The following is a 17,940-nucleotide window of genomic DNA, read 5'->3' as shown; positions in this document are numbered from 1 at the left end:
CGCTAAATTATGAAAAATATTAAGCAGGATTAAGGGATTCCAGCCCGGCTGTAAGAGAGAGCCTTCGGCTACTGTCCTCCTCCTTACCAGTCCTCTGAATGGTGCGGGAGTGAGGCCCAACAGATTACGCAATAAGAGTGTATTAAAAAATAACTTCAACTTAAGTATCAGAGATCTATGACTTGAGGCACTAGCAGAGATGCAGGCCTGGCATCTCCACTACTTTAAAAACTGAGTATTGAATATCCGGCCTTCAGTCAATGATATGCGTAAATCTCAAAATAGCAGACTCCTAATTTAAGGCCTTTACTCTCTTCCGAGGTAATTCAGCTGAATCCAATCACCATTCATAGTGTACTGAGTCTCATTTGCCGGGTTTTTAAAGACCAAAACGAGCGTATCTAAGCCACTCGTTGGGTTGATGGGCACTTCGAAAACTTTAAAGTCTCCTTTGTCCTCATTGAAGTACTCGATGGTTTGCTTGCCCAGAAGCATACCGTTCTCCTGGCCTTTTCTGATCTCCACTTCACCGTAGTAGGCGTAGTCGGCCCCAAATGCTGCCCCGATGCTGATGCTGCTTAAGTGGTCAAAGCTGATCGGATCGAATTTGAAGTGTTTTCCATCTTTTATCGACCCTACCACTGTGCGGCCTTCCGTTTCCCAAACGCCCAATTCCTTATCCAGGTCAATAGCGTGCTCTAACTCTATTTTGGGCGGGATAAACGTAAATTCTTCTACCACAGAGAGAGCCGATCCTTCAATATTAGGATGCCCTTCGTCCAGGTAAGAGGCCATAAGCACATACTTGCCAGCCTCCGCGTCTTTTGGATGTTTGTTAAAGGTCAATTCTCCGGACAAGGGCAATAGCGTTTCATGGACTTGCTTTCCGGGGTCCAGGGACAAGATATAATTCACCATTGCATCCACTTCTTCCACGGTCAGCTGAGGGTGGGGTGCCATCATCGTTTCCCCCCAGATACCCTGACTCCCTTTGATGACGCGGTGAATCAGTGTTTGTTTGTCCTTTTTATCATAGCGTTTGGCAATGTCTATATAGCTCGGGCCCGCTACTTTTTTATCTTTTGCATGACAGGCCTTGCAGTCCGAAGCATCGATCAGGCTAAGCCCTTTAGGCGTTACGTTTTGCTGATGGCCTATGCTTGCGAGAATGATATCTTCACCTTCGGGAATGTAGTTGAGGGTCACTTTTACTTTTGAGGGATCCAACGTCCCGTCGGAGGTGCTGCCGTCTTCCAGGTCGCTCACGGCTATTTCATACCTGATCTTTTTGTTGGTCCAGTAGGTAGTGCCAGGATCACTTAGTGCGATTTGTAGGGTTGGAGGTTCGTTGCCGGCCATTATTTTTTTATTTACGCTGGCTTGTTCGCCCTTTGTGTCGGTCACGATCAACTTTACATCATAGATGCCGGGGCTTTCAAAGGTATAGGTGAAAGCTGGACCATTGCCCTGCATTACCTCTTCTCCAATAATCCAGGTGTAGGTGAGTGGGTCCTGATCGTAGTCCAGGGACTTAGCCGCTGAAAACTGGACCGTAAGGGGTACAGCGCCTGTTTCCTTGTCGGCCTCGAATCGAGCCACAGGAGGGCGGTTCCCTCTGTTATAAGTAATGACCGATAAGCGGGCATCCAAATTCCGGCTGTTCCATTTTTGGCCATATTCCAGGACATACAATTTGCCATCTCTGGAAAAGAGCATATCCATCGGATGAGAAAACGCTGTGCCCGGCATAAAGGGATCGGCCTGCACAAATTGGTGGTTGTCATTAAGATGTACCACGTAGATCCAGTCTCTCATCCATTCATAAACAAACCATTTGCCATCAAAATAGGAAGGAAAGGCGTGTTCGGATTCCGGATAATCGGAAGCATGGTAGATAGGGCCTGACATGGGGTTGACGCCTCCCAATCCCAGCCACGGAAATTCATCAGAGGCTTCGTAACTATACCAAATCATGGACTCCTGAATGGGCGGCAGGTTTCGAAGCCCGGTATTATTGGGCGAGTCGTTGATGATGTTTTGGGGATCGAAAACAGCACTCGATGTTTTTGAACGGAAATCATAGTCCGTATACATTTGGTTATTCCCCCGGCTGTAAGGCCAACCATAGAAACCGGGCGCTTTGGCTTGGTTGAACTCTCCCATGCCAGCCGGGCCCCGCAAACTGTCGGGGGCGCCGGCATCCGGGCCGACATCGCCCCAATATAAAAAACCCGTTTTGGAATCAATTGAAAACCGGAACGGGTTCCGGCACCCCATCACAAAGATTTCCGGGCGGCAGTTTGCTGTCCCTGCCGGAAACAGGTTTCCTGCCGGAATGGAATAGCTGCCATCTTCTTCCGGCTTAATCCTCAGAATTTTACCTCTTAAATCATTGGTGTTTGCAGCTGAAATTTGAGCGTCAAAATGCTCACGCCCGGGCCTTTCATCAATTGGGGCGTAGCCTGAGGATTCAAAAGGATTGGTATTGTCTCCCACGCCTATGTACAGCAGGCCGTCTTTCCCAAACTCCAAAGAGCCCCCACTATGACAGCATTCCCGGATTAAGGGGATTTTCAAAAGTACCTTCTCGTCGGTCAGTTGGTCCTCCATTAAAGTGAAACGGGAAATGTACTGTGTCGCCTCTGATATGTTGGGCGAGTAGAACAAATAAACCCAGTTGTTCTCCTGATAATCCGGGTCAACCGCGATGCCCAGTAAGCCATCTTCGTTATCATAGTGCACATCCAGGGTGTCCAGGGTTTTGACCTGCCCGGTGTGATAGTCATAGAGCTTAATGGCACCTCTTCGTTCGACATAAATGATGCCTCTGTCTCCTAACTCATCGAGTTCCATGGGTTCGTCCAGGTTGAAATCCAGCACCTGCTTACTGAAACGGGTTTCCTCAGGGACGCTGAATGTTGTAGCTTTTGAGTAGTCCAGGCTGTTATTGCCGATCGCAAACCTGGTCCCCTCCAAAACCTGCTTTAGAAACAAGGGGTCCTGATACGTTTCTTCTTTGTGTCCGAGGGCGGTGTAGAAAGCTCTCCCGCCATCGAAGTGGTGCTTCCAGGCCATAGGATGGTTGGCGCCGTTGCGGCCACCTTCGTAGGAGGATTCATCAATTTCCATTAAGACCTCGATGGCAGGATTGATGGATTTGAAGTTGTACCATTCCTCTTCAATGGACCAAACTTCGGGGAGATGCTGACAGCAAGGGTCTTCTCTTTTTATACAATGCAGTTCAGCTTTCTGAATAGCCGGATGCCCATCAAAGTAAGCCCCGACCAATTGATTGTACCAGGGCCAGTGGTACTCCGTATCAGTCGCCGCATGTATGCCCACAAAGCCTCCGCCCGCCTGAATGTAGCGCTCGAAGTCCGCCTGTTGGGCAGGGTCTAAAACATCACCGGTGGTATTCAGGAAAATGACCGCTGAAAACTGCTCCAGCGTATCTTCAGTAAAGTAAGCGGCATCCTCGGTGAGGACGGCCTGCATGCCTTCTGATTCGTATAACGCTTTTAGGGCAGTAGCTCCAGCTTCTATAGAAGCGTGCCGGAATCCTTCCGTCTTCGAAAAAACAAGCACTTTCTGCTCTCTTTTCGAGCAGGAGCAAACAAGGGCAAGGCATAAAAAAAAGAATAGTGATGGTGCCTTGAGGGTTAGGCGAAAAATTCCAGCTCTGTTGATCATCCTGTAACGTAATTTTCTTATCCCCTAAAGTACGGGTAAACGGGTGTAAACTACTGCAGAAGTTCCAAAAATTGACAGGGAACTGGCTCACTGAAGCTGTAATGTTGACATAGGACCAGCGCGTAAAGTGTTGGATTTCAGATGACTTTTGCTCTTTGCCTGCTGTGTTTCTATGTTTTTTAAGCGCTTGTCCGGATTTTAATTAATTATCATAATGAAACCGGCATTGGATAATTGAATATTTTTGATCATCTCCTTTCTTTCCGCTTATTCTATATACTAATCGATGCTCCTGAGTGATTCTCCTTGACCAATACCCTTTTAAACCATGTTTGAGAGGTTCTGGTTTCCCAATTCCTTTGAATGGCGTATTTCTTATTGATTTGAGTAAATCCTTGATTTTGTTGACAATATCTTTATCCGTTTCGACCCAATATTCAAAATCCTCCCAGCCGTTATTGGTAAATTCAATAATCATGAGTTCCTAAATTAATCTTCAAGATTGAATTCGACCGTATTGCCGGCTTTTAGTTGTTCAATAGATTCTTCAAGTCTGTTTCTGTTGGTTTTAGTCGAGAGCAGATATTCCGTTTCTTTTAACGAGTTATATTCTTTTATTGACATGATTACAATTGCGTCATCGTCATTGTTGTTTCTTGGGACGATAATCACTTCCATAGACTTACTTACTGAATCAAAATAAGCTTTCATTTTAGCTCTTAATGACGAAATGGATACTGCTTTCATTGCTTCAATATTTGTACATTAATTTGTACAAAATTAAGTACAAATTTGTTGAAAGTCAATCGTTGTCAAATTTCATTGGTCTCCTCTCCTTATAAAATATACCGTGGCTATAGGTTTAAAAAAGGAGTTGGATCAGTTCGCTGAGGATACGCCAAATGACAAAAATGGTGAGTACGAACAGGCCAAGTAATACCAGGGCGACCAAAATCACCGGCCCCCAGGCGCTGCCCTGATGCCTGCCCTCTTTGTAGTGCTCTTCCATGAGGTGTAGGTTGCGGCGGTTGGCTTTGTACCCGAGGTCGAATAGGTCGCCGAGGATGGGGATGGCGCCGACGATCACGTCCAGCACAATATTGCCAATCATCTTAAAGAGGACCATACCGCTCGCGCCCTTGCGTGCCATCACCAGTACCAGCAACCCGGAAATACCAAAGGTGAGGGCATCCCCTGCACCGGGAATGAGGCCCAGCAGGAAGTCTGCTCCAAACCGGATATTCGTACCGGGGATACGGTAGCGGGTATCGAGCAGGTCCGAAACGGTATCCAGCCATTTCAGGTCTTCGTAGGGCGTGGGAGAAGGGGATTGGTGAGCCATTAGCGTTTGTCGCGTTCGAAGTAAAGGTAAAAATACATGCCGGAGCCGAAGTCTTCGATATCTGTGGAGATCAGCCGCCAGCCATCTGCCGCGTACTCGTCCAGCTTTTGTTGAATGTCTTTGGTGGAATCTTTGAGGATATGTGCCCGGTCCAGGGTGAGTTTGCTGTAGTAGATCAGGGATTCTACATGGTATTCTTTCATAGTGGTTATATGAATGGTTGGACCACAAATTAACGAATCCGCGCAGTTTTACAAATAGTGGACGGCATTCATCATCATTCCGTTGCTCCAGTCTATAGTCCGGAGGGCGACGCGGTAGTGGTCTACCTCAAAATCTTCGGATCGCTGTCCGATTTGAAAAAAGCAGGAAGGGGTAATGTGTACGGTGAGGTTGCGTTTGGCCACTATTTTTTCAACGTGATAGTGCCCGGTAAAGACTTGTACGGGATGAGGATGTTCGAAAAAAACGGCCTGTACGGCTTCCATATTGCGCAGGCTGTGCTTGCTGTCCATAAAGGGGACGCCGCCGGGCAGGGGCGGGTGGTGCATAAAGACGAGTGCCGGCCCTTCTATGGCTTTCAGGGCTTCGGAGAGCCATTCCAGTTGCTTTGCCGGCATTTCATAAGTGGTGGTATCCAGAAAAAGTACCGTGCGGTCAGCGTACTCCCGGCTGAAGTACAGTTCTTTGCCTTTGAGCAAGCCCTCCCGTCCGAATGCCCTGGCAAGCAGTACCGGGTCATCGTGGTTGCCTGACATGACTTCATAGGGCAGGCCGGACTGATCGAGATGGCCCTTAATCCATTCATAAATGCGCGCATCCCCGTCACGGTAGCAAAGGTCGCCGGAGATAACCAGGAGGTCTGGGCGTTGAGCTTTAGCTTTGTCGAGGATTTGGAGGAAATTATGCCGGACGTCCACGCCATAGGTATCTTCGTTTTCCAAGCCTATGTGCAGATCTGTCAGTTGTACAATTCTCATAGTAAGGGGCCGTCGTTGATTGCTTGTTGCTAACGTTGGGAGTTGTTCCTAAATTTTACGAAGCGGTAGTTATTTGGGGATTAAGGGTTGTTGGGCCTAAGTTTTAGGTAGAGCAGGGGCTCAGGGTCATCGGGCAGGTGGACGATACGCTCGAATTGGAATCCCAGCCGCTCCAGCAGTTTCCGGGAGGAGGTATTGGCTTCAACGGTGATGGCGGTGAGTTCTGGCAGGTCAATTTCGTTGAAGGCGGCCTCAATGAGCCGTTGGGCGGCTTCCCGGGCGTAGCCCTGACCTTCGTAAGCGGGGAGCAATCCAAATCCTAAGTCCACGCCCTCAAGCCCCACCCGGTCGTATAAGCCGCAGCAGCCCATTTTTGCGCCATCGCTTTTGCGGACGAGCGTGTAATTGGCATAACCCATCCGTTCATACTGCGGGCGGATACGTTCCAGGATGTAGTTTTCTGCATCCGCCATACTGTATACCTTTCGGTCACCGATGAACTCCAGCCACTTGGGCGTATTGAGGAGCTCAAGGATGAGACCGGCATCCGGGGTATCGGTCACCTTTAGCCAGAGGCGTTCCGTCTCAAATTCAGGAAAAAGGGGCATTATTCAGGTTTGTTTCCGGAGCTGCGAATATTGACCAGCTTGCGCAAAAGATCGAACCAGAAGGGCGCACCCAGGGACACCGCCAGGGCAGTAACTGTCCAGCCCAGGAGCTTCAGGACCACATCGTACCAGGTCACTTCCGACCAGTCTACGTTTTTCCATCCCAGGCCCAGTGGCGACTTGACAGACTCAATCTGATCGTTGATCATAAACTCCAGCTTACGGAGAGAAGCATCGAATTCGGGCGACATTTGAGGCGGGGCAATTTCCAGCCCGTCTTTTCCATTGACGTAGTCTTCAGCAAGGGTCAGCACCTGTTGCAGGGTTTCCGGGTCGGACTCCAGGCGCTCGTAAATGGCCAGGGTGTCGGCATTGAAAACCACTGCTATGAAGAACCCCATGCCCACCAGAATCTTTTGGGTATAGCGCTTATACCAGCCTGAGGCGCGGTCCATCACATCGTTATACCAGGTGCGGACTTTGCCTTTGAAGGCTTCCACATCGTGCTCGGATTCCCGAAGGAATTGCTTAAGGACGTTTTTCAGGTCGGCATCCGGTAAGGTATCCAGCCTTTCCTCTATGCGGTCAAAGCCCTCCCCGTTCAGGATGGTCTCCATGAGGATTGACTGAAAGGAGCGGTCGCTGAGGTAAGAAGGGGAGTAGCGCTTTTTGCCGTATTTGTAGGAGAGCTGTTTGTACAGGGCGTTGTCTTTGAAAGCCGCTACCAGTTGGTCGTCTACCTCAGTAGAAGCGAGCATATTGCGCAGGGCTTTTTCCAGGTTGCGCCCACGCAGGGAAAAGGCCGATGCGACGAGCTCCATCATCGTGGTGGCCAGCAGGCTGAGCAGGAGCAGTACGAAAATCAGGCCAATGACGACCTGTAGCATTCCAATCATAGTGTCGAGGTCTTAGTTTGGGGTTGAATTTAAGCATTCTCAGGCATATCAATGCTTCACGGAGCCTGCATTTCCGACTAATTTTAAAAGATGTGCTTTATGGTTGTGGATTTAGTTTTGAAAAACAATTTAAAATCGTAATTTAATTCCGGATTGAGTCGCAACAGCGGAATTATAAAACAAGCCATGTGCAGGTCCCCAATGTGTGGGGAAATGTCACTGCCGTAGTATGCGCCTCGTCATATTGTAAGCCCTTAAGACCATAGATCTTACAGCAAATATAAAACCAATTACATATGAGCTACGACACCAAAAATCTCCGCAATGTCGCCTTACTTGGCCACCCGGGGAGTGGCAAAACATCCTTCACAGAATGTATGCTCTTTGAAGCAGGCGATATCCAACGAATCGGCTCGGTAGAAGAAAAAAACACGCAATCCGATTACACCAACATCGAAAAAGAACGGGGCAACTCCATCTTCGCCTCACTGACGCACGCCGAGTGGAAAGATTCTAAAATTAATATTCTGGATACACCTGGTTTTGACGACTTCATTGGAGAGGTGGTTTCCGCCCTTAAGGTGGCCGATACCGGACTAATGGTACTCAACGCTCAGAACGGCGTGGAAGTAGGCACGGAACTGATTTGGGATTATGTGGAGCGCTTCGAAACGCCCTGCCTTTTTGTGATTAATCAGCTGGATACGGAAAAAGCAGATTACGATGCGACCCTGCAGCAGGCGCAGGACCGCTTTGGCGAAAAGGTGATCCCGGTACAATACCCGTTGGAGACTGGTGTAGGCTTTAATAAAATCATCGATGCCCTGCGCATGGTGATGTACGTCTTCCCCGATGGCGGGGGCAAGCCGGAGAAGCAGGATATCCCTGAATCTGAAATGCACCGCGCCCAGGAAATGCATAATGCACTGGTGGAAGCCGCAGCCGAGAATGACGAAGGGCTTATGGAGCGCTTCTTCGATGAAGGCACCCTTACCGAAGAAGAGTTGACGGAAGGTCTCCGGATTGCCATCGCGCATCAGGATATTTTCCCGGTTTTCATCAGCTCTGCGATCCGCAATATGGGCAGTGGCCGCATTATGGGCTTTATCAATGATGTCTGCCCTTCCCCGGCTGACCGCCCGGCAGCAAGGCTCGTTGGTACGGATGAGAAACTGGCTTGCGACAGCAATGCCGAAACTACCGTGTTTGTCTATAAAACCATGACGGAGCCTCAGGTAGGGCTGGTGTCTTACTTTAAGGTGTATGCCGGTACGCTGAAAACTGGTGATGAACTGGTGAATCAGAAAAACCAGACTACAGAGCGATTTGGGCAAATCTTCATCGCGGAGGGCAAAAACCGGGAACCGGTTACGGAGCTTAAAGCCGGTGATATTGGCGTCACGGTTAAGCTCAAAAATACGCACACCAATAATACACTCGACGAAAAGGGTACGGATATCCAAATTGATCCGATCCACTTCCCGGAGCCACGTATCCGCGAGGCCGTTCAGCCGATGAGCGCCAACGATATGGAGAAGCTCTACAAAGCCCTGCATCAGATCGAAGAGGAAGACCCTACACTTATTGTTGAGCAAAATGCTACGCTAAAGCAGACCATTCTGCACGGGCAGGGGCAGTTGCACCTTGATCTGATCAAGTACCGGATTGAGAAAGTGCATAATGTTACGATGGAGTTCACCAAGCCACGTATTTCTTACCGGGAAACGATTACCAGGAGTGCCGACAGCATGTACCGCCACAAAAAGCAAACGGGCGGTGCCGGTCAATTTGCTGAGGTACACCTCAGGGTAGAGCCTTATACAGATGGCATGCCTGACCCGGATGGGCTGAGTGTACGTAAAAAAGAAGTGGAAGAACTGCCCTGGGGCGGTAAGTTAGCCTTCTACTGGTGTATCGTCGGTGGTTCTATTGATGCCAAATACTCCAATGCAATTAAAAAAGGGTTGCTGCAGCGTATGGAAGAAGGGCCGCTGACCGGCTCTCACTGCCAGGATATCCGCGTAAGTATTTACGATGGTAAAATGCACAGTGTGGATTCGAACGATATGGCTTTCATGCTGGCCTCCAAACACGCCTTCCGCACAGCATTCAAAGAAGCGGCACCTCAACTGCTGGAACCTATTTACAAATTGGAAATCCTCTGTTCAGATGATTCCATGGGGGATATCATGGGCGATCTGCAGACCCGCCGTGCCATCATTATGGGCATGGACAGCGACGGGCATTATCAGAAAATTACTGCACACGTGCCACTTGCGGAGCTTTATGAATACTCCAACCGCTTGCGTTCCCTGTCTCAGGGGCGTGCCAAATTCCATCAGGAATTCCTGGAGTTCCAATCCGTACCTCATGACCTGCAGGCAGAACTCATGAAGGCGCATGAGGAAGAGCTTTCTGAAGCTTAGCCCTTCTCACTTTTAAACTAATGGTGTATGAAAAACCGGGAGCCGGCAAAATTGCTGCGCTCCCGGCTTTTTTATTATCTGACCTGAAAATCAGGAAAGCTCAATCACCAAGTCATCCTGTTCTACCAGCGTTTTCTCGGTCAGGTAAATCTTTTTGACTGTACCCGCTATTGGAGAAGTGACCGTAGATTCCATCTTCATGGCTTCAATGGTGAAGAGTGGGCTGTTGGCGTTCACTTCCTGTCCTTCCTCTACCAGTATTTTCGAAAGATTGCCCTGTAGCGGGGCGCCCACCTGCTTGTCGTTTTCCACTTTGCGGTGCACCACCACTTCTGACTTCACCTTTCGATCGCGTACCGGTACAGAGCGGGTCTGCCCATTCAGTTGGAAAAACACCAGGCGTACGCCTTGTGCGTCCGGTTCAGACATATTGATGTACTTGATCAGGAGGCTTTTGCCTGCATCAAGGGTGACAATGATTTCCTCATTGGGTTTAAGGCCGAAGAAGAAGGCCGGCGTGGGCAGGGCTCTGACCAGTGCGTAATTGTCGTAATGCGTGCGGTATTCCTCGTACACCTTGGGGTAAAGCTTATAGGATAAGAAGTTGCGCATATCCAGGTGCTCACCAAAGCGGGATTTAAATTCAGCATATTCGGTGTCAAAGTCAACCGGATCCAGGTGGGCGTTGGGGCGCTCAGTGTAGGGCTGCTCATCTTTGAGGACGATTTTTTGGATATTCTCCGGAAAACCACCCGGCGTTTGGCCCAGGTCGCCCCGCATGAGCGCTTTGACGCTGTCGGGGAAGGAAAGCGTATGCCCCTTTTGGAGAATGTCCTCACGGCTAAGGTTATTGGAGGTCATGAACATCGCCATGTCCCCTACGACTTTTGAGGAGGGCGTAACTTTAACGATATCACCGAAAAGCTCATTCGCTACGCGGTAGTTCTTTTTGATGGTCTCAAATTTTTCCTCCAGCCCCAGTGCCCGCGCCTGTGGCCGCAGGTTGGAATATTGCCCGCCGGGGATTTCATGCTCGTACACCTCGGCAGTACCGGAGCGCAGTTCGGTCTCAAACGGATAGTAGTAGCGGCGCACGGCTTCCCAGTAAGTGGAGAATTCGTTCAAAGAATGCAGGTTGATTGGGTGTTCCCGCTCATGCCCCTTCATAGCTGCAGCTACGGCATTGAAGTTGGGCTGTGAAGTCAGGCCGGACATTGAGCTGATGGCTACATCTATCACGTCTACGCCAGCCTCTACCGCAGTCATGTAGGTACTTGCCTGAATGGAGGCGGTGTCGTGCGTATGAAGGTGGATAGGGGTGTGGACGGTGTCCTTTAGCGCACCGATCAGTTCTTCAGCAGCCAGTGGCTTCAGCAAGCCTGCCATATCCTTAATGGCGATAATGTGAGCGCCCTGATCCTCTAGCTGTTTAGCCAGGTCGAGATAATACTGTAAGGTGTACTTGGTCCGGGTGGGGTCAGTGATATCGCCGGTGTAGCATAGGCAGGCCTCCGCGACGCTGTCGGTGCGCTCCCGTACGGTTTTGATACTGACCTTCATTGCTTCCACCCAGTTGAGGGAGTCGAAGATGCGGAAAATGTCGATGCCTGCCTCAGCGGCTTCCTCTATGAACTTGATGATGAGGTTGTCCGGGTAGGCGGTATAACCCACCGCGTTCGAGCCCCGGAGCAGCATTTGGAAGCAGATATTTGGAATCGCTTCCCGCAGGAATTGAAGGCGCTTCCAGGGACATTCCTTGAGAAATCGCATGGAAACATCGAAAGTAGCCCCGCCCCAGACTTCCATAGAAAAGACATCGTCGCTGTGGCGCAGGGCGAAGCTCCGGGCCACCTTTTCCATGTCGTAAGTACGCATGCGGGTAGCCAGCAGAGATTGGTGAGCATCCCGGAATGTAGTGTCCGTATACTGAACGGCTTTTTGTTCCTTAAGCCACTTTGCGAAGCCTTCCGCGCCCAGCTGTTGCAGTTTCTGCCGGGTGCCATCGGGTACCGGGGCTTTAGGGTCATAAGCAGGCACGACCGGGTCGATGAAAATTTTGCTTTCGTCTTTGTATTTCACATCCGGATTGTCATTGACGATGACTTCCGCCAGGTAGCGGAGGAGCTTGGTGCCGCGGTCCCGCCAGTTGGGCATCGCCATGAGCTCGGGGTGGTCTTGTATGAAGTTGACGGTGGCATGCCCCTGCTGAAAGGTTTGGTCCCGAAGGAGGTTGAGCAGGAAGCCGATATTCGTGCTCACGCCCCGTACCCGGAACTCCCGCAGCGCCCGGTGCAATCGCTGAGAAGCGCCCTTCATTGTCCGGCCCCATGCCGTAACCTTCACCAGCATAGAGTCAAAGTAAGGCGAAATTTTTGCGCCGGGGAAAGCAGAGCCGGCATCCAGGCGTATGCCCATGCCAGACGCGGAGCGGTAAGCAATCAGGGTACCGTAATCGGGCTTGAAGTTGTTGGCCGGGTCTTCGGTCGTCACCCGGCACTGAATAGCGTAACCACTACACTCCACATCCTCTTGATTACGAATGTAGATAGACCGGTGGCTCAACTCGTAGCCTGCTGCAATGAGGATTTGTGAACGCACAATATCCACGCCGGTCACCTCCTCTGTAATGGTATGCTCTACCTGAATACGGGGATTGACCTCGATAAAGTATACGTTTTCGTCCTTATCGACCAGGAATTCCACCGTGCCGGCGTTACTGTAGTTGACCGCTTTGCCCAGCCGGATGGCGTAGTCGTATAATTTTTGCTTAGTGACTTCATTGATGGAAGGGCAGGGCGCGACCTCCACGACCTTCTGGAAACGGCGCTGCACGGAGCAGTCTCTTTCAAATAAGTGGACCAGATTGCCGTGTTTGTCACCCAGCAGCTGTACTTCGATGTGCTTAGGCTGATCAATGAACTTTTCTATGAATACCGTATCATCGCCAAAGGCATTGCCTGCTTCGCGCCGGGCCTCCTGAAAGGCATTGGCGAGGTCTTCTTCCTTGCGTACCACGCGCATGCCCCGGCCACCGCCCCCGGATGCTGCTTTGAGCATCACCGGGAAGCCGATTCTTTTGGCTTCTTTTAATGCGATTTCGGCGCTGGTCAGCGGCTCCCGACTGTCTTCAATAAGGGGGACATCCTGCTGCCGGGCCAGCTTTTTGGCCGCGACTTTGTCGCCCAGCTGTTCCATGCTTTCCGGAGAGGGGCCTACAAATTCGATGCCCTCTTCGCGGCAGCGCCGGGCGAAGGTGACATTCTCAGAAAGAAAACCATAGCCTGGGTGGATGGCATCAACTTCGTTCAGCTTAGCTACCCGGATTATTTCTTCAATATTCAGATAAGGTTTGAGCGGATCATTATCTTCGCCCACCTGATAAGCCTCATCTGCCTTGTATCTGTGCAACGAATATCGGTCTTCGTACGTATAAATGGCAACGGTCCGTAAATTGAGCTCGGATGCGGCGCGCAAGACGCGGATAGCAATCTCTCCGCGGTTGGCTACCATGAGCTTTTTAAATCGCTTGCGTTCTGGAATCATCTTTTTTCTATTGAGTGATAGTGAGGGTAGGGCAGCCCGGAAGATAGTAATTGCCGGTAGGACGGCAAAATTTTGTTTTCAGATTACGGAGCGGAATTCCAATGTCTATCAGCGTTTAGGATAAAAAGCCAACTCGTATTTTTGTGGAATAATCCGTCAAACGAAACAAATATGAACTACAAACTCAGCTTCGTCCTGCTTCTATGCTTCTCCTTTACAGTAGCCTGGTCACAAAACCTTTCTGTTACACTCATCGACAGCGGCATTTACCAACGTGGTTGTACGAGCGGGCAGCAGCCCTGTACCTCAGCAGATCTACCTGCTCATTCGGTGACTTTAGGCGCATTCGCTATAGGTACGCATGAGGTGACGCAGGCAGAATACCTGGCGGTTATTGGCAATAATCCTTCTTTGAATATTAGCTGCAGCGATTGCCCGGTAGAGCGGGTGAGCTGGTATGCTGCCATCGTGTTTTGCAATACCCTAAGCCAACAGCAGGGGCTGCCACCGGTCTACTACAGCGATCCGGAGCTGTCAGAGCCTTTTTTCAGTACAGCAGGTACCGTATACTGGGATACAGAGTCAGATGGCTATCGCCTGCCTACCGAAGCCGAGTGGGAGTACGCCGCCCGGGGCGGGAGCATGGATAGTGATTTCCGTTATGCCGGAAGTGATACCTGGACGGAGGTTGCGGTGGCAGGGGCTGCCACACAGCCATCCGCTACCAAAGCACCAAATGGACTTGGTTTGTACGATATGAGTGGGAATGTGGCTGAATGGGTCTGGGACGTATATGGCGATTATCCCAACTTCCCGCTTTGCGACCCCCGCGGAGTAGCAGCCGGTACGGGCCGGATTGTCCGGGGAGGGCATTTTCAGCAATCTGCCGGTGTATCCCTGAGCAGCCGGGCATTGGCAGAACCCGGCGATCAAAGCAGCACCATTGGGTTTAGGGTGGCCCGCACGACTGGCCGGATGGTTACGGTGCCCGGTGGGACCTTTACCATGGGCTGTACTGACGAACAGGAACCGGACTGCCAAAACGATGAATATCCGCCCCACACGGTTAGCGTAGATGACTTCTTGCTCTCCCGCTATGAGGTCACGCAGTCTGAATGGGCTGCACTGATACCGGAGTACACGCCTTTGTACAACAGAGGGGCAGGCCCGGACTATCCTACCTATCGGGTAAGCTGGTATGATGCAGCCACTTTTTGCAACCGGTTGAGCCTTTCGGAAGGGCGGACACCGGCCTATTACTTTGATGCGGCATTCACAGAAGTGTTTGATTCTCTGGTAGGGGATCAGCTGGCCTATGTGGACATTTACTGGGATACGGAGGCTGATGGTTACCGCTTCCCCACCGAAGCAGAGTGGGAATATGCCGCCAGGGGGGGAGCAGCGGGGCAGATCACGGTTTATGCCGGCAGCAATGACCTTGATGCCGTGGCCTGGCACAGCGGCAATAGTAATGTTAACAGCCAACCCGTTGGCAACCTTGCACCTAATGAGCTGGGGTTGTATGATATGACAGGAAATATTTATGAATGGTGCTGGGACTGGTATGATTCTGATTACTATGAGGTAAGCCCGGTTGATAATCCGCTGGGGCCAGCCGATCTGACATTGCGTACCATACGGGGTGGGTCCTGGAATACGACTGCCGATGGCTCCCGTGTAGCCAACCGTTTGAATTTTCTCCCTGGTGCACGCCGGACGACTTTTGCGTTTCGTGTAGCGCGTTCAAAATAACCAACTTCCTATGAAAACGATCTATGCACTTCTTTTTAGTTTATTTTTTACAGCTACGATTCAGGCCCAATGCCTGGAGCAGCTCACCACACCGGTCACGGCAGATTGGGCAGCGGCTCATTTTCTGTCTGCTGATCAGGGTTGGCTGATTGGCGAGTCGGGGCAGGTACTCCAAACCACGAACGGCGGTCAATCTTGGGCCCTGGCTGATTCCCGTACGAATGCGAACCTCCGCGGGCTCACCTTTCTGGGACAAGCTATGGGCTGGATTGTAGGCGAAGGTGGTGTTATCCGAAGAACTACAGATGGCGGGCTGTCCTGGCAGCAGCAGTTCAGCCCTATTGGTGCAGACCTGAACAGCGTCGATTTTGCCTTCAGTAACTTAGGGCTTGTGGCAGGAGACTGCGGCACACTGCTTCGCACTATAAATGGCGGTACAGCCTGGACCTGGGTAGAGGCCGGCACGCCTAACAACCTGAACGTTGTTCAATGGGTAGATACGCAGACCGTTCTGGCTGCAGGTGAGGGAGGCGCGTTGCTTCGAAGCACTAATGGCGGGCAAACCTGGAACAGCTTAGGCGGCACAGGCACCGGAGACCACTACGCCCTGGAAGTTCAGGGCAATGAAGTGTGGCTCTCGGGAGAGGGCGGTACCTACCACTCAGATAATGCCGGCCTTAGCTGGGAATGGCTGGACGGTCGGCGCTTCCAGGCGTTGGCGACAGATGGCAGCGGTGCCGTTGTTGGAGCCGGGCAAGATGGGCTGGTGGCGGTTAGTACGGATGGTGGTCAATCCTGGGATGACCTTGAGCTGATCCCGGGCGTGGACTGGTCAGCAGTTGCGCTCACCGGCACCCGTTCGGGTTATCTTGCGGGTAGCGGAGGTACTGTAGTCGCGTTCCGGTGGATTAAGGCGGCTGTATCAGGTCCTGTCTCGGTTTGTGCCGGGGAGACTGTGCAGCTTAGTGCAGAAGCAATTCCTGGAAGCCCAACGTATCTATGGGAGGGCCCCAACGGGAATATTGGCACAGGCACGTCGGTCAACCTGCTGCCTGCAAGCGCCGGCGACAACTTGTATGTATTAAGCGTGGAAGAAGACGGGTGTGTCGCTCAGGACTCCCTTTTGGTACAGGTTTTCCCAGCGCCTGAAGTCAATTTGGGCAGTGATGTTGCCCTGTGCGAAGGTGAAACTTTACTGCTGGCCGGCCCGGATAACGTAGAGGGATATACCTGGAGCGATGGGAGCAGTAATCCTGAACTGGAGGTTGCCACAACAGGAGCCTATAGCCTCACGGTATTGAATGCATTCGGCTGCACTGACTCGGACACGGTAGCCGTAGAGGTACAGGAAAACGGCACCTTGCTGCTCGACACCCTGCTCTGCTCCGGTGAATTTCTGGAGGTCAACGGTAACTTTTACGATGAGTTCAACCCTATTGGGACGGAGGTGCTCCCCGGCGCTGCCGTCAACGGTTGTGATTCCCTGATTTTGGTACAGATTGAGTACTCTATCACGGAGCCCATTACAGCGGATACCATGGTATGTGCTTCAAGTTTCCCCTTTATGTACGAAAATATAGAAGTGGATGGCCCCGGGGATTATTTTACGCAGATCTTTAATGCTGATGGTTGCCCTCAGATGATTTTTTTGAGCGTACAAGCGCTTCAGAGCTATGAGGTGTCATTTGAGGCTTCCTTCTGTGAAGGCGGATTTTATGTGTGGAATGAACAAATACTGACCAATCCCGGCACCTACACACGTGACTTTACTGCCACCGATGGCTGCGACAGCACCGTCACGCTCCTCCTTACCGAAGAACCTGCTGTAGAAACCAACCTTGAGCTATCAGTATGCGAAGGAGAAACGGTCATGGTAGGCGGCATGGAGTTTGATGCTACAGGAACTTACGAAGTTTTACTGAATGGAGCTGCCGGGTGTGATTCGATTGTGAATCTTGCGCTAACGGTTTTACCGAATGATTTGATTACAGAAACAGCGGAAATCTGCGATGGCGAGACATACAGCTGGGAGGGTGGAATGCTAAGCGAGCCGGGACAGTATCAATTGGTCTACACCAATGCTCAGGGCTGTGACAGTATTCGGGTACTTGACTTGACGGTTTTTCCTAACCCTGAACTATTTATCGTGGATACCTTGCCGGACAACGGCAATGGCAATGGCGCGGCAGTACTGGACATCCTTCAGGGGCAGCCACCCTTTAGCATAAGCTGGAGTAATGGAGGTGTGGGGCTGGTGCAGACCGGGCTTGCGGCTGGCAATTACACGGTGACGGTGTCGGATGCTAATGACTGTTCGGATACCCTCCTAGTGACGGTCCCTATGACGACAAGCCTGCGTGAGTTGGATTTGCAAAAGGTCTCCATATGGCCTAACCCTACTACGGGTCAGCTTTGGGTTGAATTGCCCGGGACCTGGGATGTCGGGGCGGTGCAGCTTGTTCTGTACAATGCCCTGGGGGAGCAAATCAGGTCATGGGAAGGGCAGGAGGTTCAGCAGGCTTTGGATATGGCCTCGCCCAATGGTGCCTATTGGCTGATGATTCAGTACCGGGATTACCGGCAGATGCAAAAGGTTATTATTGCGGAATAGGAAAGACATTGCAAAATTCAAAACCTTTCTTATCTTTGCACCCGCTAAAAGACGCTGGTGTAAGCAGTTTTGGCTATCAACACAGCATTCAT

General features: G+C 51.1%; 12 protein-coding genes. 3 read left to right on the top strand and 9 right to left on the bottom strand.

The window, feature by feature from the left end:
• Positions 1–306: 306 nt before the first annotated feature.
• The 8 genes from MRY86_RS10140 to MRY86_RS10105 form a co-directional block, all read right to left on the bottom strand.
• On the bottom strand, positions 307–3,585 hold the full coding sequence (locus MRY86_RS10140) for a ThuA domain-containing protein (protein ID WP_293566517.1): 3,279 nt from the start codon (positions 3,583–3,585) through the stop codon (positions 307–309).
• A 307-nt stretch (positions 3,586–3,892) separates the two neighbouring features.
• Positions 3,893–4,168, bottom strand: coding sequence for a Txe/YoeB family addiction module toxin (locus tag MRY86_RS10135; protein WP_293566518.1), 276 nt, complete (start codon positions 4,166–4,168; stop codon positions 3,893–3,895).
• An 11-nt stretch (positions 4,169–4,179) separates the two neighbouring features.
• Positions 4,180–4,437 carry a type II toxin-antitoxin system prevent-host-death family antitoxin gene (locus MRY86_RS10130; RefSeq protein WP_293566519.1) on the bottom strand — a complete coding sequence of 86 codons (258 nt, stop codon included), beginning with the start codon at positions 4,435–4,437 and terminating at the stop codon, positions 4,180–4,182.
• Positions 4,438–4,552: 115 nt separating this feature from the next.
• Positions 4,553–5,032, bottom strand: coding sequence for a DUF4112 domain-containing protein (locus tag MRY86_RS10125; RefSeq protein WP_293566520.1), 480 nt, complete (start codon positions 5,030–5,032; stop codon positions 4,553–4,555).
• The gene (locus tag MRY86_RS10120; protein WP_293566521.1) at positions 5,032–5,235 is read right to left on the bottom strand and encodes a DUF4177 domain-containing protein; all 204 of its coding nucleotides are present in this window, start codon (positions 5,233–5,235) and stop codon (positions 5,032–5,034) included. The genes MRY86_RS10125 and MRY86_RS10120 overlap by 1 nt, the downstream gene beginning before the upstream one ends.
• 48 nt (positions 5,236–5,283) lie before the next feature.
• The gene (locus tag MRY86_RS10115) at positions 5,284–6,012 is read right to left on the bottom strand and encodes a metallophosphoesterase (protein ID WP_293566522.1); all 729 of its coding nucleotides are present in this window, start codon (positions 6,010–6,012) and stop codon (positions 5,284–5,286) included.
• Between the two features lie 80 nt (positions 6,013–6,092).
• Complete coding sequence (locus MRY86_RS10110) at positions 6,093–6,620, bottom strand: GNAT family N-acetyltransferase (protein ID WP_293566523.1); 528 nt, start codon at positions 6,618–6,620, stop codon at positions 6,093–6,095.
• On the bottom strand, positions 6,620–7,516 hold the full coding sequence (locus MRY86_RS10105) for a hypothetical protein (protein WP_293566524.1): 897 nt from the start codon (positions 7,514–7,516) through the stop codon (positions 6,620–6,622). Before MRY86_RS10105 ends, MRY86_RS10110 begins: the two co-directional genes overlap by 1 nt.
• Positions 7,517–7,812: 296 nt before the next feature.
• On the opposite strand from MRY86_RS10105, the gene MRY86_RS10100 reads away from it, so the two are divergent.
• Positions 7,813–9,942, top strand: coding sequence for an elongation factor G (locus tag MRY86_RS10100; RefSeq protein WP_293566525.1), 2,130 nt, complete (start codon positions 7,813–7,815; stop codon positions 9,940–9,942).
• Between the two features lie 90 nt (positions 9,943–10,032).
• Here the strand turns inward: MRY86_RS10100 and MRY86_RS10095 are convergent, their stop codons facing one another.
• Positions 10,033–13,485: a pyruvate carboxylase gene (locus tag MRY86_RS10095; protein WP_293571407.1), complete on the bottom strand. Its 3,453-nt coding sequence runs from the start codon at positions 13,483–13,485 to the stop codon at positions 10,033–10,035.
• Between the two features lie 171 nt (positions 13,486–13,656).
• Here MRY86_RS10095 and MRY86_RS10090 point away from each other — a divergent pair, with 171 nt between their 5' ends.
• Both MRY86_RS10090 and MRY86_RS10085 read left to right on the top strand, forming a co-directional pair.
• Positions 13,657–15,237, top strand: coding sequence for an SUMF1/EgtB/PvdO family nonheme iron enzyme (locus MRY86_RS10090; protein ID WP_293566527.1), 1,581 nt, complete (start codon positions 13,657–13,659; stop codon positions 15,235–15,237).
• Positions 15,238–15,247: 10 nt separating this feature from the next.
• Positions 15,248–17,848 (top strand): YCF48-related protein, encoded by a 2,601-nt coding sequence (locus tag MRY86_RS10085; protein WP_293566528.1) that lies wholly within the window; start codon positions 15,248–15,250, stop codon positions 17,846–17,848.
• The last annotated feature ends 92 nt before the right edge of the window (positions 17,849–17,940 follow it).

Origin of the sequence: Phaeodactylibacter sp. (genome assembly GCF_022763345.1) — a bacterium.
GTDB lineage: Bacteria > Bacteroidota > Bacteroidia > Chitinophagales > Saprospiraceae > Phaeodactylibacter.
Note: the sequence above shows the minus strand (reverse complement) of the source record. Positions and strands in the feature narration are given on the sequence as shown.